We start from the raw sequence: 21,264 nt of genomic DNA, 5'->3' as shown, positions 1-21,264 counted from the left end.
TGCCGCCACATTCGGCAGCAATGTGCTCAGGATCGTCGATTCTTGCGGGCTCGGTCACCCAGCGCACCAAACGCCCCCGCTGCCACCAGCAGGTAGCCCACGGTCAGGCACACCGCGCCCAGGCCCGGGCGGCCGGGCAAGGCCACCAGCACCACAGCGTGGGTGTTCCAGGCCGCACCTGCCAGCGCCGCGATCCCGGCTACCACGCCGACGCCCCCGCGCCGGTCCGCGAAGAACAGCAACCCGGCCAGCACCAACGACCCGGCCACGACGTATCCCACCATCGTGCCGATCTCGGCCGGTGGGCTGCCCGACCACGCGGTGTAGCCCAGGTACCCGCCGGTGGCCACGTAGGCCAGCCCGGCCAGGATCCGCAGCGCCTTCGCGCGCAGGGGCAACAGCACGCTCAGCGCAGAGGCAGCGATCAGCACCAGGAGATGGCCCTCGGCGAGGTAGTACTCGGGAGAGACCTGAGCCTGGATGTCGTTGGGCACCAGGCTGGTTGCGCTGCTGATCTGCACCAGTGGTCGGGATGAACCGGTCTCGACGTTGCCCCAGCCGAAGACGGCCGCACCCAACCAGGTGAGCATCAGTCCACCCCAGACCAGCAGCAGGATCCGCATCCGCATCAGTGACCTCCCATGATGGCGATTCTCCCACCGGTTGCGGTGATCAGTCCGCCACTGTGGAACCTGCGGATCGCCAGCCGGCACTCCTGGGGGAACCGGGCCCGTCGTCGATGCGGGTCTGGATGCCGATCGCCACCACGCCCTGAGCGCCGTGTGCCAGGCTGGCTCGCGTGCGACGTGAGTTGTGGGCCGTGATCGGACCGTTCGCGGTCTCCGGTGTGTTGCACCTGATGCGCCCTGGGCTCTTCGAGTCGATCATCCCGGCGCCGCTGCGGCGCTGGAAGCGGGAGCTGGTGATCCTCTCGGGCGTGGCGGAGTGTAGTTGTGCGGCAGGGCTGCTGCATCCGCGCACCCGCCGGGTAGCCGGGTGGACCAGTGCCGCGCTACTGGTCGCGGTGTGGCCGGCGAACATGCAGATGAGCGCGGACCTGGCGAGCTGGGCGTGGCGGCACGGTGACGCGGGCTCCTGGGTGCGGTTCGCCGTCTCGGTGGCGCGGCTCCCGCTCCAGGTGCCGGTGATCCGGATCGCGCTGCGGGCCGGCCGGACCGACCCGGTCGGGATCACGCCGGAACGAGGACGTCGGAACGGCGAAAGGTCTGCGGACTCACCCCGTAGCGGCGCTTGAACGCACTGCTGAACGAGAAGGCCGTTCCGTACCCCACCCGGCGGGCGACGGCCGCGAGGGTCTCGTCGCTGCCACGGAGCAGATCGGCGGCGAGGGTGAGCCGCCAACCGGTGAGATAGGTCATCGGCGGCTCGCCGACCAGGTCGGTGAACCGGCGCGCGAGCGTCGCGCGGGACACCCCGACAGAGCGCGCCAGGGCATCGATGGTCCACGGTCGGGCCGGGTTCGTCTGCAGGGCACGGATCGCCGGACCCACCACCGGGTCGGCGCTCGCCTGCCACCAGCGGGGCGCGTCGACGGTGGGGTCGGCGAACCAGGTGCGCAGCGTCTGCACCAGCACCAGATCGACGATCCGGTCCAGCACCACCTGCTGCCCGAGCGCCTCCTGGTTCACCTCGGTGTGCAGCACGTCCATGAGGGCGGATCCGCTGCCGACCGGCACCCGCACGGTGCGTGGCAGGGCATCCAGCAGCCGCGGCGTCACCTGGCCGCGCAGGTCGTAGCAAGCGATCACGAAGGCTGTCTCCCCGGTGACCGAGTTCCCCCAGGTTCGTGCTCCCAGCAGCATCTCCTCGGCGAGCGAGGCGCCCGCCGCGTCCCGGCAGACCTCGTCCGTGTCCACGAACACCACCGGGTCACGACCGGGGGAGTCGGAGACCGTGTAGTGATCCGGACCCTTGACCAGCAACACGTCACCCGGTACCAGCTCGAGCGGATCCTCTCCGTCGAAGGTCACCCACGCGCGACCACGTGCCATCGCCACCAGCGCCAACGGTGCCTCGTCACCGACGCGGATCGACCACGGTGCGTCGAGCAGGCATCGGAGCACGAAGGCGCCCCGAGCGCGGGGGCCGTCCAGCAGTGCGGAGAGGGCGTCCATTCCCTGATGTTAGACGATCACGTATGCCATTGACCGTTCTGCCCATGGATCGTCTTGATTGGAGCCGCTGAGATGAAGACATGGACACCACAGTGCAGACCCTCGCAGGAACGATCCTCATCACCGGCGCGCACGGCAAGACCGGCCGCCGGGTCGCGGCCAGGCTCACTTCGGCCGGGCACCTTGTCCGGAGCGCCTCCCGCTCCGGTGACCATCCCTTCGACTGGACCAACCCACACACCTGGCCGGCCGCCGTCGACGGTGTGGCAGCCGCCTACCTGACCTACCAACCCGACCTGGCGCTGCCCGGCGCACGGGACGCCGTCACGGGTGTGGCGACGGCGCTCGCCGAGCGGGGCGTGCAGCGGGTGGTGCTGCTCTCCGGCCGTGGTGAGCCGCTGGCGCAGGAGTGTGAACGCGCGTTCCTGGACCTGGTGCCCACTGGCACAGTGGTGCGCTGCGCGTTCTTCGACCAGAACTTCACCGAGGGTCCGTTCGCCCCAGCAGTCATCGACGGCGTGCTGGCGCTGCCGGGCGCGCCCGACGTTGCCGAACCGTTCCTGGACGCCGAGGACATCGCCGACGTCGTGGTGACAGCCCTGCTGGCGGAGGGCACCGAGCACGAGGGGCGGGTGCTCGAGCTGACCGGACCTCGCGCGGTGCCTCTCGTGGAGACCGCCCGGATCCTGGGAGATGCGGCCGGGCATCGCGTGCAGTACCAGCAGGTGAGTGCGGCGGATTTCGCTGCCGTGGCCGAAGCGGCAGGTCTGCCGACCGACGAGGCCCGCGGACTTGCCGAGCTGTTCGTGGACCTGCTCGACGGGCACAACAGCGCCACGACCACCACCGTGGCGGACGTGCTCGGCAGGCCGGCTCGCTCGCTGGAAGAGTTCGCGGCCGAGGCGGCGGCCGGCGGGGCTTGGGCTAGGGCATGAGCGAGGCCGCATGGGCCCGATCTGGATACGGTGGAACCAACCTCGTCGGTGCCCTGGCCCGCCGCACTCAGGGTGTCCACGTCTCCTGGAAATCGGGGTGGTCGGAGTAGAGAGTCGCGAGGTGGCGTAGCCCTGAGGGGTACTCACCGACGCGTTCGAGCTCGTGCCAGTCACGAAACGCGCCGAACTCGTTCCCGGAGAGGCCTGCGGTCTCCCACAGTTCCTGGACGAGTGCCCGTTTGACTGCGCACTCGGCGAGAATCCGCTCGCGTCCGAAGGGATGCAGGCCAGCGCCCACTCCGGCCGGGATTCGCAACGCCGCGGCCTCGTCGTCGTCGATCCGGGCATGGATGAACTCGGTGATGGTCACTCATCATGGTCGCACGGCACCACCAACCCGCTCCTGCCGGCAGCGCGTGGACGTATCGACGGCGCTGAGTGAGTTGCTGCCAGATCTGGCACCAGTGGCCTGAGAGGCGTCGATACTTCCGCGGCCGGCTACTCGATGATCTCGCCCTCGGGGGAGAGGACGTACCAGACGTCGTTCACGCCCTGGCCGGTGGTGTCGCCGGGGGCGGAGTCCTGCACCCAGTAGTACAGCGGCCAGCCGTTGTACGAGGCCTGGACCGTGCCGTCGGAGCGTTCGAGGCTGCCGAGCAGCGACGTGTCGATACCTTCGCCCGCCTCCGGTTCACCCTCCAGGGCCGGCCATGCTTCGAGGCAGTCGCCCTCGCAGTTGCTCACGCCTTCTTCGTCGTTGGTGAACATGTACAAGGTCATGCCCTCACCATCGACCAGGATCGTGCCGAGGTCGGTCTCGGCGGTGGTGACAGTCGGGGCGGCGGCCATCTCGCCGTTGTCGCCTTCCTCGCCGCTCTCCTCGGTGGCCTCGCCCTCCTCGGTTGTCTCCTCCTCGGCAGGGGCGCCGCCTCCGTAGCCTCCGCCCGCGCCCTCGTCCGTGTCGCCCTCGTCGGCGGAGCCGCATCCTGCCAGCAGGAGGCCCGCGCCCATGAGGGTCGCCGTCAGTATGGTCCGGGTCCGTCGCATGGTCTTCTCCACTCGTCGTGCGTCAGCACCGGCCGAACGGCCGGTAGGAGTGGTACGTCGGCTGGCGACGAAGGGATTGCTCGAGCTGAGGAACAGCGGGATCCGCGTACCGGCAATCCCTCCACCCGGGCTGAGCCGTATCGTGAAGTATGGGAGCCATGTCACGCGCCGACCGGGCCGCCGACGCCGCCCTGCTGGCCGGGCTGGCGGTGGACGATCCCGGTGCGTCGGCGGCGTTCGTTCGGCGGTTCCAGAGCGCGGTGTTCGGGATGGCAGTGAGCATCACCCGCGACGCGGCGCTCGCCGAGGACGTGAGCCAGGAGGTGTTCTTGCGTGCCTGGGGAGCGGCCGGCGGTTACGACGCACGGCGTGCTTCGGTGCTCACCTGGATCCTCACCATCGCCCGCAACGCCGCCATCGACGCCGTACGGGCCCGGCGCAGCACTCCCACCGAGGACGACGTCCTCGATCGGCTCGTGCAGGACACACTGACCACCTCGCCGGACCTGGAGGAGACGGCCGTGCACCGCGTCGAGGCTGAGCGTGCGGTGCGCCGGCTGCACCGCCTCTCACCCGAGCAGGCGCGCGCCGTGGTGCTGGCCGTGCTCGGCGGGTGTACGGCCGCGGAGGTGAGTGTGCGGGAGAAGATCCCCCTGGGCACCGCCAAGACCCGGATCCGTGACGGGCTCAGGAAACTACGACGAGGTGTCGAGACCGAACAAGGAGGCGGATCATGACGTCCAGCCGGAACGCCGAGTGGCACCCCGACGAGGACGCCCTCATCGAGGTGGCGCTCGATCACGCCGATGCCGACACCCGTATCCGGGTGAGTGACCACCTGGCCGCGTGCAGCGCCTGCCGCCACGACTACGACGAGCGCGCCGGTGCGATCGAGCAGGTGCTCCCCGCCGTACCCCGGCACGCACCGGGACCCGACTTCGAGTCCGACGTGCTGGCGCGGTTGCGGGCTGAGCGAACAGGGGAGCCCGGGAGAGGCGCGCCTCGCACCAGGGCGAGCGGCCGCCGTCGGGCCATCTTCGCCGTGGCAGCGGCATGGCTGTTGGGCCTCGCCCTGGGAGCGGGGGCGGTGGCGCTGCTGGACGGCGGAACGGAAGCCCCGCCATCAGCCGCCGCCGAGTGGTCGGCCCCCTTGCTGACCGCGGACGGCACCCGGATCGGGCAGGTGTCCCGCGGCTGGGGCCCGGACGGGCCGATGCTCGTGGTGGACGTGGCCGAGGGACCCGTGGGGGTGGAATACACCTGCCTCGTGGAGTACGCCGACGGTACGAAGGCGGACCTGGGAGCGTGGGCGCTGAGCGCGGACTCGCCGAACCGGTGGATCGTGGCCGATGACGGCGTCACGTCGGTGGATCTGGTGGCCGAGAGTGGGCAGGTGTGGTCCAGCGCCGAACTGTGAGGCATCCTCAAGGATCGAAGCAGTCCGGTTGAATCTCGGCCTTACCGCAGCCCGCCGCTCCTACGGGGAAGGCAGCCGCACGACTCACGCTCAGCCAGCGCATAGTTGGCAACGTTGATGGTCTGGACGAGCTCGTCCTTTCGCTGGTCCAGTGCCTCGATGGCCGCTCCGGCTATGTCAATGGTCGGCGCGACCAGCGACGTCAGCGAGGGCACTGTGAACTGGGCAAGTTCTGTCGCGTTGGCGACGGCGAGTGCCAGATCGCCGGGCACCGCGACGCCACGCTCATACAGTCGACGCAGGACGCCGAACGCCTGAACGTCGGTTGCCACCAGTGCTGCGGTGGGAGCCGGGTCCATCGCGAGCAACTGCTCGACGGCGTCGTAGCCGCCGGGTTCGGTCAGGGGCGCTGCGACGACATAGTCGTCGCCGGAATGTAGGTGGTTCTCGGCCATCACATCGCGCCAGCCCTCATAGCGTCGTTGAGTGGAAACGATGCCCTCAGGGCCGCCGAGCAAGGCAATCTTCTTGTGGCCATGGCTGATCAGGTGCTGTGTCACCAGTGCTGATCCACGGACCGCGAACTCGGGTCGATCTACCACCACGATCGGTGTGCCCATCGCTGTATAGGGGCCGAAATCCTGATGCCGGTCCACGCTGACCACGATGATGCCTTCAACACGGCGTTCCACGAGAGCGCGAAGATTGGCCTGCTCCTTCGCCAGGTCCCAATCGGTCGTCGCGACCAAGAGCTCCAGTCCCTGCGTGAATGCCAGCGAAGAAATCGCCTGAGCGAGGCGTCCGAAGTAGGGCATCACGATGTCCGGAACCACGAGCCCGAGGGTCGATGAGCGCCCGAGAGCGAGCATCCGGGCGACGCCGTCGCGTTGATAGCCCAGGTCGTCGATCGCAGCCAGAACCTTGGCCCGTGCGGCCGATGAGACCGGCCGGGGCCCATTGTTGAGCACGTAGGACACCACGGCGGTCGACACCCCGGCCCGCAGTGCCACATCCTTCCTGGTTACTGCCACAATTGATGGTAACTGTGGGCGATCGAGCGGAAGTCGGGGGACTGTAGCGGGTCCGCTCCGGATTGCACTGCCGTGGCTGCAGGTGCCACCCGGTTAGCTGGAGCACGGTGTGCGACGGCGGTGGCCTCACCGTCCGGGGCGGCCTGCCCGTCAAGAACCGCGCACGAGCGCGTCACCGACCGGTTTGGGGTTGGCGGCTGATCGCGGTCGGGCATCGGGCTCCTTTACGGCGAGAGGATCGCTGAGTAGCGGAGGAATGAATTGCGTCAGTCTACGCGGGTTGACCACGTGTGTCTACGCGGGTAGAGTCCCATTCGATTTGCCCCAACGGAATGTGGACTTCACTCGAGCAGACGCGCATCGCGGCGCTGTCTCCTACTACGGCAGTAAGGACGCACGATGAACACAAACCCCATCCTGAATCGACGTAACTTCCTCGTGGCTGGCGCAGGTGCGGCGGGAGGCTTCCTCCTAGCGAGCTGCGCCGGCGGCAGTGCCGAGAGTGGTCCTGACGAGATCACCGGTGCCGGCTGGTCGGACGGCCTCAACGATCTCGTCTTCGGGCAGATCAAGACCGACTTCGAGGCAGCCAGCGGGCTGACTGTAACTCCGCAGGCCTCGGTGCCCTTCGACGACTACCAGACCCGGTTCCGCACCCTGATCGCAGGTGGTTCGCCACCGGACCTGATGCGCCTCAATGACGACTTCCTCCGGGAGATGTCGGACAAGGAGTCGATCCTCGACATCGAGCCCTACCTGTCTGAGTCAGGCGTGGACACCTCGGACTACTTCGAAGGCGTGCTCGACTTCACGGCACTGCCGAACGGCCGGGCGGGCTTGGCCATCGGAGCGCTGCCCCGAGTCATCTATTACAACAAGACGCTGTTCGAGGAGAAGGGCGTACCGCTCCCGCCTACGTCCTGGACATCTGACGGCTGGACCTGGGAGGACTTCCTGGAGACTGCCCGCGCGCTCACCGAAGGTGACACGTGGGGCGCATGCGTCGTCACCGATACTGCGTACGAGAACACCTGGGCAGTCAACAATGGTGGGGAGGGCATCTTCTCGGCCGACGGGCGCTCCTTCGCCCTTGCCGAGCCGGAGGGCGTTGAAGCGCTGCAATGGGCGGCCGACCTCGCGCTCGTGCACGAGGTGGCGCCTCCATGGGCCGAGGTGTCTGGGGACGACTCCGAGCAGCAGCTATTCGTCGGTGGCCGGTGCGCGATGCTCTTCTCCTCGATGTCAGTCTCCAGTTACTTCAACGAGAATGTCACGGAGTTCGAGTGGGACATCGCCCCCGTCCCGGGCAACGTGAACCAGTTCAGCGAGTCCTCGATGGCCTTGATGGTGATCCCGACGGCGGCAGCCAACCCCGACGGAGCCTGGGAGTTCCTGAAGTACGTCACCGGGCCCGAAGGTGGTCAGGCGATCGCGCAGAACCGCGTGGGTGTGCCGCTGAGCAGGACCGCCGCCGAGGCTCTTGAACCCGGTGGAGCCGGCCCTGCGAACATTCATCTGTTCACCGAAGCGGCCAAGAACAACCGAAGTGTGCATTCCACGACCGCCACCGCAGCGGCAGTGGCGATCTACCGGCCGGCGCTGGAACGTGCCCTGATCGGTGAGATCACGGTGGAGGAGGCACTGACCGGCGCTCGCGAGCAGGTGGAAGCGGCTCTGGCGTGACGTCGACCAACGTCCCTATCGCGCGCGCAGGGTCGTCGACAGACAGCTCCGGCCGACGGCGCCGGCTCGGCAGGGGCGAACTCGCCGGTTGGTTGTTCATCGCCCCGCTGATATTCGGCATCCTCGCTTTCCAGCTTGTGCCGATCGTGGTCTCGATCGTCGCGTCGTTCACCAACTGGGACGGCATCACCACGCCGCAGTTCATCGGCGCTGACAACTACGCAGGACTGGCACAGGACGACCTGTTCTGGACCACCCTGAGGAACACCGTGCTGTTCACCCTCGGGGTGATACCGCTGACGACCGTGGGAGCCTTGCTCCTGGCGGTGCTGTGCCAGGGAAAGTCGCGTGTGTCCAATGTGGTCTTCCGGACGGCGTACTTCACGCCCTATGTGACCAGCATCGTGGCGATCGGGTTGGTCTGGAGCAAGCTTCTCGCACCGAGCGGGTTCATCAACAGCGTCTTCGCCATGGTGGGCGTCGAGGGGCCAGCGTGGCTCACCAACTCGACCTGGGCACTTCCTGCAGTGATCCTCATCTCGGCATGGCAGGGAATCGGGTATCCGATGATCATCCTGCTCGGCGGCCTCCAGAGCATCGATGACTCACTCAATGAAGCCGCCAAGATCGATGGCGCAGGATCGAGACGACGCTTCTTCAGTATCACCCTGCCGTTGTTGACGCCTCAGATCTTCTTTGTTCTCGTGACGCAGTTCATCACCTCGTTCCAGGTCTTCGCGTTGATCTTTGTGCTGACCAGCGGAGGCCCCGGGAACGCGACAAATGTCTACATCTACTACCTCTATCAGAACGCTTTCACGTTCGGACAGTTGGGCTACGCCTCGGCCATGGCCTGGATCCTGTTCATCATCATCGGTGCCGTCACGTTCCTTCAGCTCAGGCTGCAGAAGCGCTGGGTCTTCTACAACTGATCGGGGAGACATGACACACCTGCAGATTCGACACGCGCCTGCGGCACGTGCACGGGAAACCCGGGTTGAGGCGTCTCGACGAACTGGAACCGTTCCCGAGCGAGGCGCCCGTCTGGCGCTGGCAGGGCGCGGTGGCAAGCTGATCCTGATGACGATGCTCGCCATCAGTTTTCTCACACCACTGAGCTGGATGCTCTCTGCGTCCTTGAAGACCGAGCAGGACATCGCCCAGAACCCGATGGGGTTCATCCGCAGACCTGGGAGTGGCACAACTACGCTGCAGCGTTCGAATCGATCCGGCCGTTCTTCATCAACAGCGCGATGCTGGCCGTCATCAACGTCGTCGGAGTGCTCGCGGTCTCGTCAATCGCCGGATACGCCTTCGGCCGGCTCTCCTTCCGTGGCCGTGACCTTGCCTTCTCGCTCGTCCTAGCGACAGCGATCATCCCCGGGATCGTCCTGATCATCCCGCAGTACATCATCTTCCAGCAGATCGGCTGGGTGGACACCTTCTTCCCGCTGTGGGTGCCGCGCGTACTGACGCCGGTGTTCGGCACCTTCCTCCTCCGGCAAGCATTCATGACGCTGCCGAAGGAACTGGAGGAGGCCGCGAAGTTGGACGGCCTGAACACCTTCATGATCTATGCACGAATCATGCTGCCACAGGTCAAGCCAGCGCTTGCCGCAGTGGGTGTGTTCACCTTCGTGGAGTCGTGGAACGACCTCTTCGGCCCATTGATTTTCATCAATTCCACGCACCTACAGACTCTCCCGATCGCACTGGCACAGTTCCAGGGTGAGTTCTTCTCCACCACGAACCTGCTGATGGCTGCATCGACGATCACGGTGGTGCCCGTGATCGTGATCTACCTGATCGCGCAGAAGTATTTCGTGCAGGGAATCGCCAGCTCCGGCTTGAAGTAGATCCACTCATCTCCACGGCGTGGTCGAACACCACCCGTGCCCAACTAGGAAGGATTTCCATGCCCGCGAACGAGCCGTGGTACCGAACGAGCCGACGATGGGGTCAGACCAACCTCGTCGAGATCGACCCCGAGCGATACGACGACGCGTGGTGGCGCAGGTACTGGCGAGATACTCGTATCGACGGTGTGATCGTCAATGCAGGTGGCATCGTCGCCTACTACCCATCCGAGTTCGAACTCCATCACCGTGCTGTCGGGATCTCCGAACAGAACGATCTGTATGGCCGCATCGTCGCCTCCGCGCGTGACGAGGGACTGGCGGTGGTCGCCCGGATGGACTCCAACCGCGTGGCCGAGGACTTCTTCATCGCGCACCCGGAGTGGATGGCCCGAGATGCTGATGGCGAGCCCTATCGGGCTGCCGACAAGTGGATCACCTGCGTCAACAGCGGCTACTACAACGACTACCTGCTCCAAGTGCTCGCCGAGATCACCCGACGGTCTGCACCAGACGGCTTCGCCGACAACAGCTGGGCCGGTCTGCCACGGGACCGGATCTGCTACTGCGAGAACTGCGCCCGGATCTTCCGTGAAGCCAAGGGTAGCCCGCTGCCCGCCCAGATCGACTGGAGCGACCCTACCTACCGCGACTGGGTGCGCTGGAACTACGACCGGCGAGTAGAGATCTGGGAGTTGAACAACAAGGCCACCCAGGCAGCCGGCGGCGAGCACTGCATCTGGATGGGGATGCTCAGCGGCGATCAGAAGCATGCTGCGAACAGGTTCAACGACCAACGGCGGATTCTGGTGGCTCCCCGCGCGGCTGATGATCGGCTGGCGGGGGAGCCACCAGGATCGCCGTTGGTCGTTGAACCTGTTCGCAGCATGCTTCTGATCGCCGCTGAGCATCCCCATCCAGATGCAGTGCTCGCCGCCGGCTGCCTGGTGCCTTGTTGTTCAACTCCCAGATCTCTACTCGCCGGTCGTAGTTCCAGCGCACCCAGTCGCGGTAGGTAGGGTCGCTCCAGTCGATCTGGGCGGGCAGCGGGCTACCCTTGGCTTCACGGAAGATCCGGGCGCAGTTCTCGCAGTAGCAGATCCGGTCCCGTGGCAGACCGGCCCAGCTGTTGTCGGCGAAGCCGTCTGGTGCAGACCGTCGGGTGATCTCGGCGAGCACTTGGAGCAGGTAGTCGTTGTAGTAGCCGCTGTTGACGCAGGTGATCCACTTGTCGGCAGCCCGATAGGGCTCGCCATCAGCATCTCGGGCCATCCACTCCGGGTGCGCGATGAAGAAGTCCTCGGCCACGCGGTTGGAGTCCATCCGGGCGACCACCGCCAGTCCCTCGTCACGCGCGGAGGCGACGATGCGGCCATACAGATCGTTCTGTTCGGAGATCCCGACAGCACGGTGATGGAGTTCGAACTCGGATGGGTAGTAGGCGACGATGCACCTGCATTGACGATCACACCGTCGATACGAGTATCTCGCCAGTACCTGCGCCACCACGCGTCGTCGTATCGCTCGGGTCGATCTCGACGAGGTTGGTCTGACCCCATCGTCGGCTCGTTCGGTACCACGGCTCGTTCGCGGGCATGGAAATCCTTCCTAGTTGGGCACGGGTGGTGTTCGACCACGCCGTGGAGATGAGTGGATCTACTTCAAGCCGGAGCTGGCGATTCCCTGCACGAAATACTTCTGCGCGATCAGGTAGATCACGATCACGGGCACCACCGTGATCGTCGATGCAGCCATCAGCAGGTTCGTGGTGGAGAAGAACTCACCCTGGAACTGTGCCAGTGCGATCGGGAGAGTCTGTAGGTGCGTGGAATTGATGAAAATCAATGGGCCGAAGAGGTCGTTCCACGACTCCACGAAGGTGAACACACCCACTGCGGCAAGCGCTGGCTTGACCTGTGGCAGCATGATTCGTGCATAGATCATGAAGGTGTTCAGGCCGTCCAACTTCGCGGCCTCCTCCAGTTCCTTCGGCAGCGTCATGAATGCTTGCCGGAGGAGGAAGGTGCCGAACACCGGCGTCAGTACGCGCGGCACCCACAGCGGGAAGAAGGTGTCCACCCAGCCGATCTGCTGGAAGATGATGTACTGCGGGATGATCAGGACGATCCCGGGGATGATCGCTGTCGCTAGGACGAGCGAGAAGGCAAGGTCACGGCCACGGAAGGAGAGCCGGCCGAAGGCGTATCCGGCGATTGACGAGACCGCGAGCACTCCGACGACGTTGATGACGGCCAGCATCGCGCTGTTGATGAAGAACGGCCGGATCGATTCGAACGCTGCAGCGTAGTTGTGCCACTCCAGGTCTGCGGGATGAACCCCATCGGGTTCTGGGCGATGTCCTGCTCGGTCTTCAAGGACGCAGAGAGCATCCAGCTCAGTGGTGTGAGAAAACTGATGGCGAGCATCGTCATCAGGATCAGCTTGCCACCGCGCCCTGCCAGCGCCAGACGGGCGCCTCGCTCGGGAACGGTTCCAGTTCGTCGAGACGCCTCAACCCGGGTTTCCCGTGCACGTGCCGCAGGCGCGTGTCGAATCTGCAGGTGTGTCATGTCTCCCCGATCAGTTGTAGAAGACCCAGCGCTTCTGCAGCCTGAGCTGAAGGAACGTGACGGCACCGATGATGATGAACAGGATCCAGGCCATGGCCGAGGCGTAGCCCAACTGTCCGAACGTGAAAGCGTTCTGATAGAGGTAGTAGATGTAGACATTTGTCGCGTTCCCGGGCCTCCGCTGGTCAGCACAAAGATCAACGCGAAGACCTGGAACGAGGTGATGAACTGCGTCACGAGAACAAAGAAGATCTGAGGCGTCAACAACGCAGGGTGATACTGAAGAAGCGTCGTCTCGATCCTGCGCCATCGATCTTGGCGGCTTCATTGAGTGAGTCATCGATGCTCTGGAGGCCGCCGAGCAGGATGATCATCGGATACCCGATTCCCTGCCATGCCGAGATGAGGATCACTGCAGGAAGTGCCCAGGTCGAGTTGGTGAGCCACGCTGGCCCCTCGACGCCCACCATGGCGAAGACGCTGTTGATGAACCCGCTCGGTGCGAGAAGCTTGCTCCAGACCAACCCGATCGCCACGATGCTGGTCACATAGGGCGTGAAGTACGCCGTCCGGAAGACCACATTGGACACACGCGACTTTCCCTGGCACAGCACCGCCAGGAGCAAGGCTCCCACGGTCGTCAGCGGTATCACCCCGAGGGTGAACAGCACGGTGTTCCTCAGGGTGGTCCAGAACAGGTCGTCCTGTGCCAGTCCTGCGTAGTTGTCAGCGCCGATGAACTGCGGCGTGGTGATGCCGTCCCAGTTGGTGAACGACGCGACGATCGAGACCACGATCGGCACAAGCTGGAAAGCGAGGATGCCGAATATCAGCGGGGCGATGAACAACCAACCGGCGAGTTCGCCCCTGCCGAGCCGGCGCCGTCGGCCGGAGCTGTCTGTCGACGACCCTGCGCGCGCGATAGGGACGTTGGTCGACGTCACGCCAGAGCCGCTTCCACCTGCTCGCGAGCGCCGGTCAGTGCCTCCTCCACCGTGATCTCACCGATCAGGGCACGTTCCAGCGCCGGCCGGTAGATCGCCACTGCCGCTGCGGTGGCGGTCGTGGAATGCACACTTCGGTTGTTCTTGGCCGCTTCGGTGAACAGATGAATGTTCGCAGGGCCGGCTCCACCGGGTTCAAGAGCCTCGGCGGCGGTCCTGCTCAGCGGCACACCCACGCGGTTCTGCGCGATCGCCTGACCACCTTCGGGCCCGGTGACGTACTTCAGGAACTCCCAGGCTCCGTCGGGGTTGGCTGCCGCCGTCGGGATCACCATCAAGGCCATCGAGGACTCGCTGAACTGGTTCACGTTGCCCGGGACGGGGGCGATGTCCCACTCGAACTCCGTGACATTCTCGTTGAAGTAACTGGAGACTGACATCGAGGAGAAGAGCATCGCGCACCGGCCACCGACGAATAGCTGCTGCTCGGAGTCGTCCCCAGACACCTCGGCCCATGGAGGCGCCACCTCGTGCACGAGCGCGAGGTCGGCCGCCCATTGCAGCGCTTCAACGCCCTCCGGCTCGGCAAGGGCGAAGAGCGCCCGTCGGCCGAGAAGATGCCCTCCCCACCATTGTTGACTGCCCAGGTGTTCTCGTACGCAGTATCGGTGACGACGCATGCGCCCCACGTGTCACCTTCGGTGAGCGCGCGGGCAGTCTCCAGGAAGTCCTCCCAGGTCCAGCCGTCAGATGTCCAGGACGTAGGCGGGAGCGGTACGCCCTTCTCCTCGAACAGCGTCTTGTTGTAATAGATGACTCGGGCAGCGCTCCGATGGCCAAGCCGCCCGGCCGTTCGGCAGTGCCGTGAAGTCGAGCACGCCTTCGAAGTAGTCCGAGGTGTCCACGCCTGACTCAGACAGGTAGGGCTCGATGTCGAGGATCGACTCCTTGTCCGACATCTCCCGGAGGAAGTCGTCATTGAGGCGCATCAGGTCCGGTGGCGAACCACCTGCGATCAGGGTGCGGAACCGGGTCTGGTAGTCGTCGAAGGGCACCGAGGCCTGCGGAGTTACAGTCAGCCGCTGGCTGCCTCGAAGTCGGTCTTGATCTGCCCGAAGACGAGATCGTTGAGGCCGTCCGACCAGCCGGCACCGGTGATCTCGTCAGGACCACTCTCGGCACTGCCGCCGGCGCAGCTCGCTAGAGGAAGCCTCCGCCGCACCTGCGCCAGCACGAGGAAGTTACGTCGATTCAGGATGGGTTTGTGTTCATCGTGCGTCCTTACTGCCGTAGTAGGAGACAGCGCCGCGATGCGCGTCTGCTCGAGTGAAGTCCACATTCCGTTGGGGCAAATCGAATGGGACTCTACCCGCGTAGACACACGTGGTCAACCCGCGTAGACTGACGCAATTCATTCCTCCGCTACTCAGCGATCCTCTCGCCGTAAAGGAGCCCGATGCCCGACCGCGATCAGCGCCAACCCCAAACCGGTCGGTGACGCGCTCGTGCGCGTTCTTGACGGGCAGGCCGCCCGGACGGTGAGGCCACGCCGTCGCACACCGTGCTCCAGCTAACCGGGTGGCACCTGCAGCCACGGCAGTGCAATCCGGAGCGGACCCGCTACAGTCCCCCGACTTCCGCTCGATCGCCCACAGTTACCATCAATTGTGGCAGTAACCAGAAGATGTGGCACTGCGGGCCGGGGTGTCGACCGCCGTGGTGTCCTACGTGCTCAACAATGGGCCCCGGCCGGTCTCATCGGCCGCACGGGCCAAGGTTCTGGCTGCGATCGACGACCTGGGCTATCAACGCGACGGCGTCGCCGGATGCTCGCTCTCGGGCGCTCATCGACCTCGGGCTCGTGGTTCCGGACATCGTGATGCCCTACTTCGGACGCCTCGCTCAGGCGATTTCTTCGCTGGCATTCACGCAGGGACTGGAGCTCTTGGTCGCGACGACCGATTGGGACCTGGCGAAGGAGCAGGCCAATCTTCGCGCTCTCGTGGAACGCCGTGTTGAAGGCATCATCGTGGTCAGCGTGGACCGGCATCAGGATTTCGGCCCCTATACAGCGATGGGCACACCGATCGTGGTGGTAGATCGACCCGAGTTCGCGGTCCGTGGATCAGCACTGGTGACACAGCACCTGATCAGCCATGGCCACAAGAAGATTGCCTTGCTCGGCGGCCCTGAGGGCATCGTTTCCACTCAACGACGCTATGAGGGCTGGCGCGATGTGATGGCCGAGAACCACCTACATTCCGGCGACGACTATGTCGTCGCAGCGCCCCTGACCGAACCCGGCGGCTACGACGCCGTCGAGCAGTTGCTCGCGATGGACCCGGCTCCCACCGCAGCACTGGTGGCAACCGACGTTCAGGCGTTCGGCGTCCTGCGTCGACTGTATGAGCGTGGCGTCGCGGTGCCGGCGATCTGGCACTCGCCGTCGCCAACGCGACAGAACTTGCCCAGTTCACAGTGCCCTCGCTGACGTCGCTGGTCGCGCCGACATTGACATAGCCGGAGCGGCCATCGAGGCACTGGACCAGCGAAAGGACGAGCTCGTCCAGACCATCAACGTTGCCAACTATGCGCTGGCTGAGCGTGAGTCGTGCGGCTGCCTTTCCCGTAGGAGCGGCGGGCTGCGGTAAGGCCGAGATTCAACCGGACTGCTTCGATCCTTGAGGATGCCTCACAGTTCGGCGCTGGACCACACTGCCACTCTCGGCCACCAGATCCACCGACGTGACGCGTCATCGGCCACGATCCACCGGTTCGGCGAGTCCGCGCTCAGCGCCCACGCTCCCAGGTCCGCCTTCGTACCGTCGGCGTACTCCACGAGGCAGGTGTATTCCACCCCCACGGGTCCCTCGGCCACGTCCACCACGAGCATCGGCCCGTCCGGGCCCAGCCGCGGGACACCTGCCCGATCCGGGTGCGTCGCGGTCAGCAAGGGGGCCGACCACTCGGCGGCGGCTGATGGCGGGGCTTCCGTTCCGCCGTCCAGCAAGCGCCACCGCCCCCCGTCCAGGGCGAGGCCCAACAGCATGCCGCTGCCACGGCGAAGATGGCCCGACGGGCCGCTCGCCCTGGTGCGAGGCGCGCCTCTCCCGGGCTCCCTGTTCGCTCAGCCCGCAACCGCGCCAGCACGTCGGACTCGAAGTCGGGTCCGGTGCGTGCCGGGTACGGCGGGGAGCACCTGCTCGATCGCACCGGCGCGCTCGTCGTAGTCGTGGCGGCAGGCGCTGCACGCGCAGGTGGTCACTCACCGGATACGGGTGTCGGCATCGGCGTGATCGAGCGCCACCTCGATGAGGGCGTCTCGTCGGGGTGCCACTCGGCGTTCCGGCTGGACGTCATGATCCGCCTCCTTGTTCGGTCTCGACACCTCGTCGTAGTTTCCTGAGCCCGTCACGGATCGGGTCTTGGCGGTGCCCAGGGGATCTTCTCCCGCACACTCACCTCCGCGGCCGTACACCCGCCGAGCACGGCCAGCACCACGGGCGCGCGCCTGCTCGGGTGAGAGGCGGTGCAGCCGGCGCACCGCACGCTCAGCCTCGACGCGGTGCACGGCCGTCTCCTCAGGTCCGGCGAGGTGGTCAGTGTGTCCTGCACGAGCCGATCGAGGACGTCGTCCTCGGTGGGAGTGCTGCGCCGGGCCGTACGGCGTCGATGGCGGCGTTGCGGGCGATGGTGAGGATCCAGGTGAGCACCGAAGCACGCGTGCGTCGTAACCGCCGCCGCTCCCAGGCACGCAAGAACACCTCCTGGCTCACGTCCTCGCGAGCGCCGCGTCGCGGGTGATGCTCACTGCCATCCCGAACACCGCGCTCTGGAACCGCCGAACGAACGCCGCCGACGCACCGGGATCGTCCACCGCCAGCCCGGCAGCAGGGCGGCGTCGGCGGCCCGGTCGGCGCGTGACATGGCTCCCATACTTCACGATACGGCTCAGCCCGGGTGGAGGGATTGCCGGTACGCGATCCCGCTGTTCCTCAGCTCGAGCAATCCTTCGTCGCCAGCCGACGTACCACTCCTACCGGCGTTCGGCCGGTGCTGACGCACGACGAGTGGAGAAGACCATGCGACGGACCCGGACCATACTGACGGCGACCCTCATGGCGCGGGCCTCCTGCTGGCAGGATGCGGCTCCGCGACGAGGGCGACACGGACGAGGGCGCGGGCGGAGGCTACGGAGGCGGCGCCCCTGCCGAGGAGGAGACAACCGAGGAGGGCGAGGCCACCGAGGAGAGCGGCGAGGAAGCGACAACGGCGAGATGGCCGCGCCCCGACTGTCACCACCGCCGAGACCGACCTCGGCACGATCCTGGTCGATGGTGAGGGCATGACCTTGTACATGTTCACCAACGACGAAGAAGGCGTGAGCAACTGCGAGGGCGACTGCCTCGAAGCATGGCCGGCCCTGGAGGGTGAACCGGAGGCGGGCGAAGGTATCGACACGTCGCTGCTCGGCAGCCTCGAACGCTCCGACGGCACGGTCCAGGCCTCGTACAACGGCTGGCCGCTGTACTACTGGGTGCAGGACTCCGCCCCCGGCGACACCACCGGCCAGGGCGTGAACGACGTCTGGTACGTCCTCTCCCCGAGGGCGAGATCATCGAGTAGCCGGCCGCGGAAGTATCGACGCCTCTCAGGCCACTGGTGCCAGATCTGGCAGCAACTCACTCAGCGCCGTCGATACGTCCACGCGCTGCCGGCAGGAGCGGGTTGGTGGTGCCGTGCGACCATGATGAGTGACCATCACCGAGTTCATCCATGCCCGGATCGACGACGACGAGGCCGCGGCGTTGCGAATCCCGGCCGGAGTGGGCGCTGGCCTGCATCCCTTCGGACGCGAGCGGATTCTCGCCGAGTGCGCAGTCAAACGGGCACTCGTCCAGGAACTGTGGGAGACCGCAGGCCTCTCCGGGAACGAGTTCGGCGCGTTTCGTGACTGGCACGAGCTCGAACGCGTCGGTGAGTACCCCTCAGGGCTACGCCACCTCGCGACTCTCTACTCCGACCACCCCGATTTCCAGGAGACGTGGACACCCTGAGTGCGGCGGGCCAGGGCACCGACGAGGTTGGTTCCACCGTATCCAGATCGGGCCCATGCGGCCTCGCTCATGCCCTAGCCCAAGCCCCGCCGGCCGCCGCCTCGGCCGCGAACTCTTCCAGCGAGCGAGCCGGCCTGCCGAGCACGTCCGCCACGGTGGTGGTCGTGGCGCTGTTGTGCCCGTCGAGCAGGTCCACGAACAGCTCGGCAAGTCCGCGGGCCTCGTCGGTCGGCAGACCTGCCGCTTCGGCCACGGCAGCGAAATCCGCCGCACTCACCTGCTGGTACTGCACGCGATGCCCGGCCGCATCTCCCAGGATCCGGGCGGTCTCCACGAGAGGCACCGCGCGAGGTCCGGTCAGCTCGAGCACCCGCCCCTCGTGCTCGGTGCCTCCGCCAGCAGGGCTGTCACCACGACGTCGGCGATGTCCTCGGCGTCCAGGAACGGTTCGGCAACGTCGGGCGCGCCCGGCAGCGCCAGCACGCCGTCGATGACTGCTGGGGCGAACGGACCCTCGGTGAAGTTCTGGTCGAAGAACGCGCAGCGCACCACTGTGCCAGTGGGCACCAGGTCCAGGAACGCGCGTTCACACTCCTGCGCCAGCGGCTCACCACGGCCGGAGAGCAGCACCACCCGCTGCACGCCCCGCTCGGCGAGCGCCGTCGCCACACCCGTGACGGCGTCCCGTGCGCCGGGCAGCGCCAGGTCGGGTTGGTAGGTCAGGTAGGCGGCTGCCACACCGTCGACGGCGGCCGGCCAGGTGTGTGGGTTGGTCCAGTCGAAGGGATGGTCACCGGAGCGGGAGGCGCTCCGGACAAGGTGCCCGGCCGAAGTGAGCCTGGCCGCGACCCGGCGGCCGGTCTTGCCGTGCGCGCCGGTGATGAGGATCGTTCCTGCGAGGGTCTGCACTGTGGTGTCCATGTCTTCATCTCAGCGGCTCCAATCAAGACGATCCATGGGCAGAACGGTCAATGGCATACGTGATCGTCTAACATCAGGGAATGGACGCCCTCTCCGCACTGCTGGACGGCCCCCGCGCTCGGGGCGCCTTCGTGCTCCGATGCCTGCTCGACGCACCGTGGTCGATCCGCGTCGGTGACGAGGCACCGTTGGCGCTGGTGCGATGGCACGTGGTCGCGCGTGGGTGACCTTCGACGGAGAGGATCCGCTCGAGCTGGTACCGGGTGACGTGTTGCTGGTCAAGGGTCCGGATCACTACACGGTCTCCGACTCCCCCGGTCGTGACCCGGTGGTGTTCGTGGACACGGACGAGGTCTGCCGGGACGCGGCGGGCGCCTCGCTCGCCGAGGAGATGCTGCTGGGAGCACGAACCTGGGGGAACTCGGTCACCGGGAGACAGCCTTCGTGATCGCTTGCTACGACCTGCGCGGCCAGGTGACGCCGCGCTGCTGGATGCCCTGCCACGCACCGTGCGGGTGCCGGTCGGCAGCGGATCCGCCCTCATGGACGTGCTGCACACCGAGGTGAACCAGGAGGCGCTCGGCAGCAGGTGGTGCTGGACCGGATCGTCGATCTGGTGCTGGTGCAGACGCTGCGCACCTGGTTCGCCGACCCCACCGTCGACGCGCCCCGCTGGTGGCAGGCGAGCGCCGACCCGGTGGTGGGTCCGGCGATCCGTGCCCTGCAGACGAACCCGGCCGACCGTGGACCATCGATGCCCTGGCGCGCTCTGTCGGGGTGTCCCGCGCGACGCTCGCGCGCCGGTTCACCGACCTGGTCGGCGAGCCGCCGATGACCTATCTCACCGGTTGGCGGCTCACCCTCGCCGCCGATCTGCTCCGTGGCAGCGACGAACCCTCGCGGCCGTCGCCCGCCGGGTGGGGTACGGAACGGCCTTCTCGTTCAGCAGTGCGTTCAAGCGCCGCTACGGGGTGAGTCCGCAGACCTTTCGCCGTTCCGACGTCCTCGTTCCGGCGTGATCCCGACCGGTCGGTCCGGCCGGCCCGCAGCGCGATCCGGATCACCGGCACCTGGAGCGGGAGCCGCGCCACCGAGACGGCGAACCGCACCCAGGAGCCCGCGTCACCGTGCCGCCACGCCCAGCTCGCCAGGTCCGCGCTCATCTGCATGTTCGCCGGCCACACCGCGACCAGTAGCGCGGCACTGGTCACCCGGCTACCCGGCGGGTGCGCGGATGCAGCAGCCTGCCGCACAACTACACTCCGCCACGCCCGAGAGGATCACCAGCTCCGCTTCCAGCGCCGCAGCGGCGCCGGGATGATCGACTCGAAGAGCCCAGGGCGCATCAGGTGCAACACACCGGAGACCGCGAACGGTCGATCACGGCCCACAACTCACGTCGCACGCGAGCCAGCCTGGCACACGGCGCTCAGGCGTGGTGGCGATCGGCATCCAGACCCGCATCGACGACGGCCCGGTTCCCCAGGAGTGCCGGCTGGCGATCCGCAGGTTCCACAGTGGCGGACTGATCACCGCAACCGGTGGAGAATCGCCATCATGGAGTCACTGATGCGGATGCGGATCCTGCTGCTGGTCTGGGGTGGACTGATGCTCACCTGGTTGGGTGCGGCCGTCTTCGGCTGGGGCAACGTCGAGACCGGTTCATCC

General features: G+C 66.4%; 28 protein-coding genes and 4 pseudogenes. 15 read left to right on the top strand and 17 right to left on the bottom strand.

Going from position 1 to position 21,264, the window contains the following annotated elements; genetic code table 11:
• Nucleotides 1–26 precede the first annotated feature (26 nt).
• Nucleotides 27–629 carry a hypothetical protein gene (locus BLU77_RS10565; RefSeq protein ID WP_139177735.1) on the bottom strand — a complete coding sequence of 201 codons (603 nt, stop codon included), beginning with the start codon at nt 627–629 and terminating at the stop codon, nt 27–29.
• A 170-nt stretch (nt 630–799) separates the two neighbouring features.
• Between BLU77_RS10565 and BLU77_RS10560 the strand changes: the two genes are divergently transcribed.
• A complete protein-coding gene (locus tag BLU77_RS10560; RefSeq protein ID WP_245708811.1) occupies nt 800–1,255 on the top strand; it encodes a DoxX family protein in 456 nt (151 codons plus the stop codon).
• Here BLU77_RS10560 and BLU77_RS10555 read toward each other — a convergent pair.
• Complete coding sequence (locus BLU77_RS10555; protein ID WP_089773144.1) at nt 1,191–2,135, bottom strand: AraC family transcriptional regulator; 945 nt, start codon at nt 2,133–2,135, stop codon at nt 1,191–1,193. The genes BLU77_RS10560 and BLU77_RS10555 overlap by 65 nt on opposite strands.
• An 80-nt stretch (nt 2,136–2,215) precedes the next feature.
• Between BLU77_RS10555 and BLU77_RS10550 the strand changes: the two genes are divergently transcribed.
• Nucleotides 2,216–3,070, top strand: a complete 855-nt coding sequence (locus tag BLU77_RS10550) for a Rossmann-fold NAD(P)-binding domain-containing protein (protein WP_089773143.1) — start codon at nt 2,216–2,218, stop codon at nt 3,068–3,070.
• A gap of 67 nt (nt 3,071–3,137) precedes the next feature.
• Here BLU77_RS10550 and BLU77_RS10545 read toward each other — a convergent pair whose 3' ends face one another.
• Entirely contained in the window at nt 3,138–3,440 is a 303-nt protein-coding gene (locus BLU77_RS10545; RefSeq protein ID WP_089771125.1) for a DUF6221 family protein, read from the bottom strand.
• A gap of 128 nt (nt 3,441–3,568) precedes the next feature.
• Nucleotides 3,569–4,117: a COG4315 family predicted lipoprotein gene (locus tag BLU77_RS10540; RefSeq protein ID WP_139177734.1), complete on the bottom strand. Its 549-nt coding sequence runs from the start codon at nt 4,115–4,117 to the stop codon at nt 3,569–3,571.
• Between the two features lie 158 nt (nt 4,118–4,275).
• Here BLU77_RS10540 and BLU77_RS10535 point away from each other — a divergent pair, with 158 nt between their 5' ends.
• Nucleotides 4,276–4,854 carry an RNA polymerase sigma factor gene (locus BLU77_RS10535; RefSeq protein ID WP_217632331.1) on the top strand — a complete coding sequence of 193 codons (579 nt, stop codon included), beginning with the start codon at nt 4,276–4,278 and terminating at the stop codon, nt 4,852–4,854.
• Nucleotides 4,851–5,534 carry a hypothetical protein gene (locus BLU77_RS10530; RefSeq protein ID WP_089771127.1) on the top strand — a complete coding sequence of 228 codons (684 nt, stop codon included), beginning with the start codon at nt 4,851–4,853 and terminating at the stop codon, nt 5,532–5,534. The genes BLU77_RS10535 and BLU77_RS10530 overlap by 4 nt, the downstream gene beginning before the upstream one ends.
• Nucleotides 5,535–5,575: 41 nt before the next feature.
• Here the strand turns inward: BLU77_RS10530 and BLU77_RS10525 are convergent, their stop codons facing one another.
• On the bottom strand, nt 5,576–6,565 hold the full coding sequence (locus BLU77_RS10525; protein WP_089771128.1) for a LacI family DNA-binding transcriptional regulator: 990 nt from the start codon (nt 6,563–6,565) through the stop codon (nt 5,576–5,578).
• 399 nt (nt 6,566–6,964) lie between these two features.
• Here BLU77_RS10525 and BLU77_RS10520 point away from each other — a divergent pair, with 399 nt between their 5' ends.
• The 4 genes from BLU77_RS10520 (at nt 6,965) to BLU77_RS10505 (ending at nt 11,123) form a co-directional block, all read left to right on the top strand.
• Complete coding sequence (locus BLU77_RS10520; RefSeq protein ID WP_089771129.1) at nt 6,965–8,248, top strand: ABC transporter substrate-binding protein; 1,284 nt, start codon at nt 6,965–6,967, stop codon at nt 8,246–8,248.
• A complete protein-coding gene (locus tag BLU77_RS10515; protein ID WP_089771130.1) occupies nt 8,245–9,180 on the top strand; it encodes a carbohydrate ABC transporter permease in 936 nt (311 codons plus the stop codon). Before BLU77_RS10520 ends, BLU77_RS10515 begins: the two co-directional genes overlap by 4 nt.
• Nucleotides 9,181–9,501: 321 nt before the next feature.
• Nucleotides 9,502–10,104, top strand: a complete 603-nt coding sequence (locus BLU77_RS10510) for a carbohydrate ABC transporter permease (RefSeq protein ID WP_089773139.1) — start codon at nt 9,502–9,504, stop codon at nt 10,102–10,104.
• Nucleotides 10,105–10,163: 59 nt separating this feature from the next.
• Nucleotides 10,164–11,123 (top strand): alpha-amylase family protein, encoded by a 960-nt coding sequence (locus tag BLU77_RS10505; RefSeq protein WP_089773141.1) that lies wholly within the window; start codon nt 10,164–10,166, stop codon nt 11,121–11,123.
• A gap of 130 nt (nt 11,124–11,253) precedes the next feature.
• On the opposite strand, the pseudogene BLU77_RS23215 reads toward BLU77_RS10505, so the two are convergent.
• The 6 genes and pseudogenes from BLU77_RS23215 to BLU77_RS21765 form a co-directional block, all read right to left on the bottom strand.
• Nucleotides 11,254–11,610 (bottom strand): annotated as a pseudogene (locus BLU77_RS23215) (alpha-amylase family protein); the annotation flags it as partial.
• Nucleotides 11,611–11,760: 150 nt separating this feature from the next.
• On the bottom strand, nt 11,761–12,363 hold the full coding sequence (locus tag BLU77_RS10495; RefSeq protein ID WP_089773139.1) for a carbohydrate ABC transporter permease: 603 nt from the start codon (nt 12,361–12,363) through the stop codon (nt 11,761–11,763).
• Between the two features lie 571 nt (nt 12,364–12,934).
• Complete coding sequence (locus tag BLU77_RS10490) at nt 12,935–13,618, bottom strand: carbohydrate ABC transporter permease (RefSeq protein ID WP_089773138.1); 684 nt, start codon at nt 13,616–13,618, stop codon at nt 12,935–12,937.
• Entirely contained in the window at nt 13,615–14,298 is a 684-nt protein-coding gene (locus BLU77_RS22920; protein WP_089773137.1) for an extracellular solute-binding protein, read from the bottom strand. The genes BLU77_RS10490 and BLU77_RS22920 overlap by 4 nt, the downstream gene beginning before the upstream one ends.
• A gap of 66 nt (nt 14,299–14,364) precedes the next feature.
• The gene (locus BLU77_RS22915) at nt 14,365–14,673 is read right to left on the bottom strand and encodes an extracellular solute-binding protein (RefSeq protein ID WP_089773136.1); all 309 of its coding nucleotides are present in this window, start codon (nt 14,671–14,673) and stop codon (nt 14,365–14,367) included.
• 20 nt (nt 14,674–14,693) lie between these two features.
• On the bottom strand, nt 14,694–14,957 hold the full coding sequence (locus BLU77_RS21765) for a hypothetical protein (protein WP_139177731.1): 264 nt from the start codon (nt 14,955–14,957) through the stop codon (nt 14,694–14,696).
• A gap of 347 nt (nt 14,958–15,304) precedes the next feature.
• On the opposite strand from BLU77_RS21765, the pseudogene BLU77_RS23210 reads away from it, so the two are divergent.
• Both BLU77_RS23210 and BLU77_RS10470 read left to right on the top strand, forming a co-directional pair.
• Nucleotides 15,305–15,418, top strand: a pseudogene (locus BLU77_RS23210) (LacI family DNA-binding transcriptional regulator); the annotation flags it as partial.
• A gap of 61 nt (nt 15,419–15,479) precedes the next feature.
• Nucleotides 15,480–16,109 (top strand): substrate-binding domain-containing protein, encoded by a 630-nt coding sequence (locus tag BLU77_RS10470; RefSeq protein WP_425441222.1) that lies wholly within the window; start codon nt 15,480–15,482, stop codon nt 16,107–16,109.
• A 201-nt stretch (nt 16,110–16,310) separates the two neighbouring features.
• Here BLU77_RS10470 and BLU77_RS10465 read toward each other — a convergent pair whose 3' ends face one another.
• The 4 genes from BLU77_RS10465 to BLU77_RS22070 form a co-directional block, all read right to left on the bottom strand.
• Nucleotides 16,311–16,667 carry a hypothetical protein gene (locus tag BLU77_RS10465; RefSeq protein ID WP_089773134.1) on the bottom strand — a complete coding sequence of 119 codons (357 nt, stop codon included), beginning with the start codon at nt 16,665–16,667 and terminating at the stop codon, nt 16,311–16,313.
• Nucleotides 16,668–16,883: 216 nt separating this feature from the next.
• Complete coding sequence (locus tag BLU77_RS10460; protein WP_089773133.1) at nt 16,884–17,189, bottom strand: hypothetical protein; 306 nt, start codon at nt 17,187–17,189, stop codon at nt 16,884–16,886.
• Nucleotides 17,190–17,217: 28 nt separating this feature from the next.
• Nucleotides 17,218–17,382 carry a sigma factor gene (locus BLU77_RS23205; protein ID WP_425441232.1) on the bottom strand — a complete coding sequence of 55 codons (165 nt, stop codon included), beginning with the start codon at nt 17,380–17,382 and terminating at the stop codon, nt 17,218–17,220.
• A gap of 8 nt (nt 17,383–17,390) precedes the next feature.
• Nucleotides 17,391–17,561, bottom strand: a complete 171-nt coding sequence (locus BLU77_RS22070) for a hypothetical protein (protein WP_175477047.1) — start codon at nt 17,559–17,561, stop codon at nt 17,391–17,393.
• A gap of 189 nt (nt 17,562–17,750) precedes the next feature.
• Here BLU77_RS22070 and BLU77_RS23200 point away from each other — a divergent pair.
• Both BLU77_RS23200 and BLU77_RS22060 read left to right on the top strand, forming a co-directional pair.
• Nucleotides 17,751–18,206, top strand: a pseudogene (locus BLU77_RS23200) (COG4315 family predicted lipoprotein); the annotation flags it as partial.
• 166 nt (nt 18,207–18,372) lie between these two features.
• A complete protein-coding gene (locus BLU77_RS22060; RefSeq protein WP_089771125.1) occupies nt 18,373–18,675 on the top strand; it encodes a DUF6221 family protein in 303 nt (100 codons plus the stop codon).
• Between the two features lie 67 nt (nt 18,676–18,742).
• Here BLU77_RS22060 and BLU77_RS22360 read toward each other — a convergent pair whose 3' ends face one another.
• Both BLU77_RS22360 and BLU77_RS10445 read right to left on the bottom strand, forming a co-directional pair.
• Nucleotides 18,743–19,045: a Rossmann-fold NAD(P)-binding domain-containing protein gene (locus BLU77_RS22360; RefSeq protein WP_217632423.1), complete on the bottom strand. Its 303-nt coding sequence runs from the start codon at nt 19,043–19,045 to the stop codon at nt 18,743–18,745.
• Nucleotides 19,033–19,596 carry an SDR family oxidoreductase gene (locus BLU77_RS10445; RefSeq protein ID WP_217632422.1) on the bottom strand — a complete coding sequence of 188 codons (564 nt, stop codon included), beginning with the start codon at nt 19,594–19,596 and terminating at the stop codon, nt 19,033–19,035. Before BLU77_RS10445 ends, BLU77_RS22360 begins: the two co-directional genes overlap by 13 nt.
• An 80-nt stretch (nt 19,597–19,676) precedes the next feature.
• Here BLU77_RS10445 and BLU77_RS23195 point away from each other — a divergent pair.
• The 3 genes and pseudogenes from BLU77_RS23195 to BLU77_RS23190 all read left to right on the top strand — a co-directional run bounded on the left by BLU77_RS23195 (nt 19,677) and on the right by BLU77_RS23190 (nt 20,571).
• Nucleotides 19,677–20,044 (top strand): annotated as a pseudogene (locus BLU77_RS23195) (cupin domain-containing protein).
• 141 nt (nt 20,045–20,185) lie between these two features.
• Nucleotides 20,186–20,431: a hypothetical protein gene (locus BLU77_RS22615; protein ID WP_245708809.1), complete on the top strand. Its 246-nt coding sequence runs from the start codon at nt 20,186–20,188 to the stop codon at nt 20,429–20,431.
• Nucleotides 20,374–20,571, top strand: a complete 198-nt coding sequence (locus BLU77_RS23190) for a helix-turn-helix transcriptional regulator (RefSeq protein ID WP_425441221.1) — start codon at nt 20,374–20,376, stop codon at nt 20,569–20,571. Before BLU77_RS22615 ends, BLU77_RS23190 begins: the two co-directional genes overlap by 58 nt.
• Nucleotides 20,572–21,264: the final 693 nt, after the last annotated feature.

The sequence above is a fragment of the Ruania alba genome (assembly GCF_900105765.1).
Classification (GTDB): Bacteria; Actinomycetota; Actinomycetes; order Actinomycetales; family Beutenbergiaceae; genus Ruania; species Ruania alba.
The sequence above is the reverse complement of the archived record's forward strand: the minus strand, read 5'-3'. Positions and strand labels throughout refer to the sequence as shown.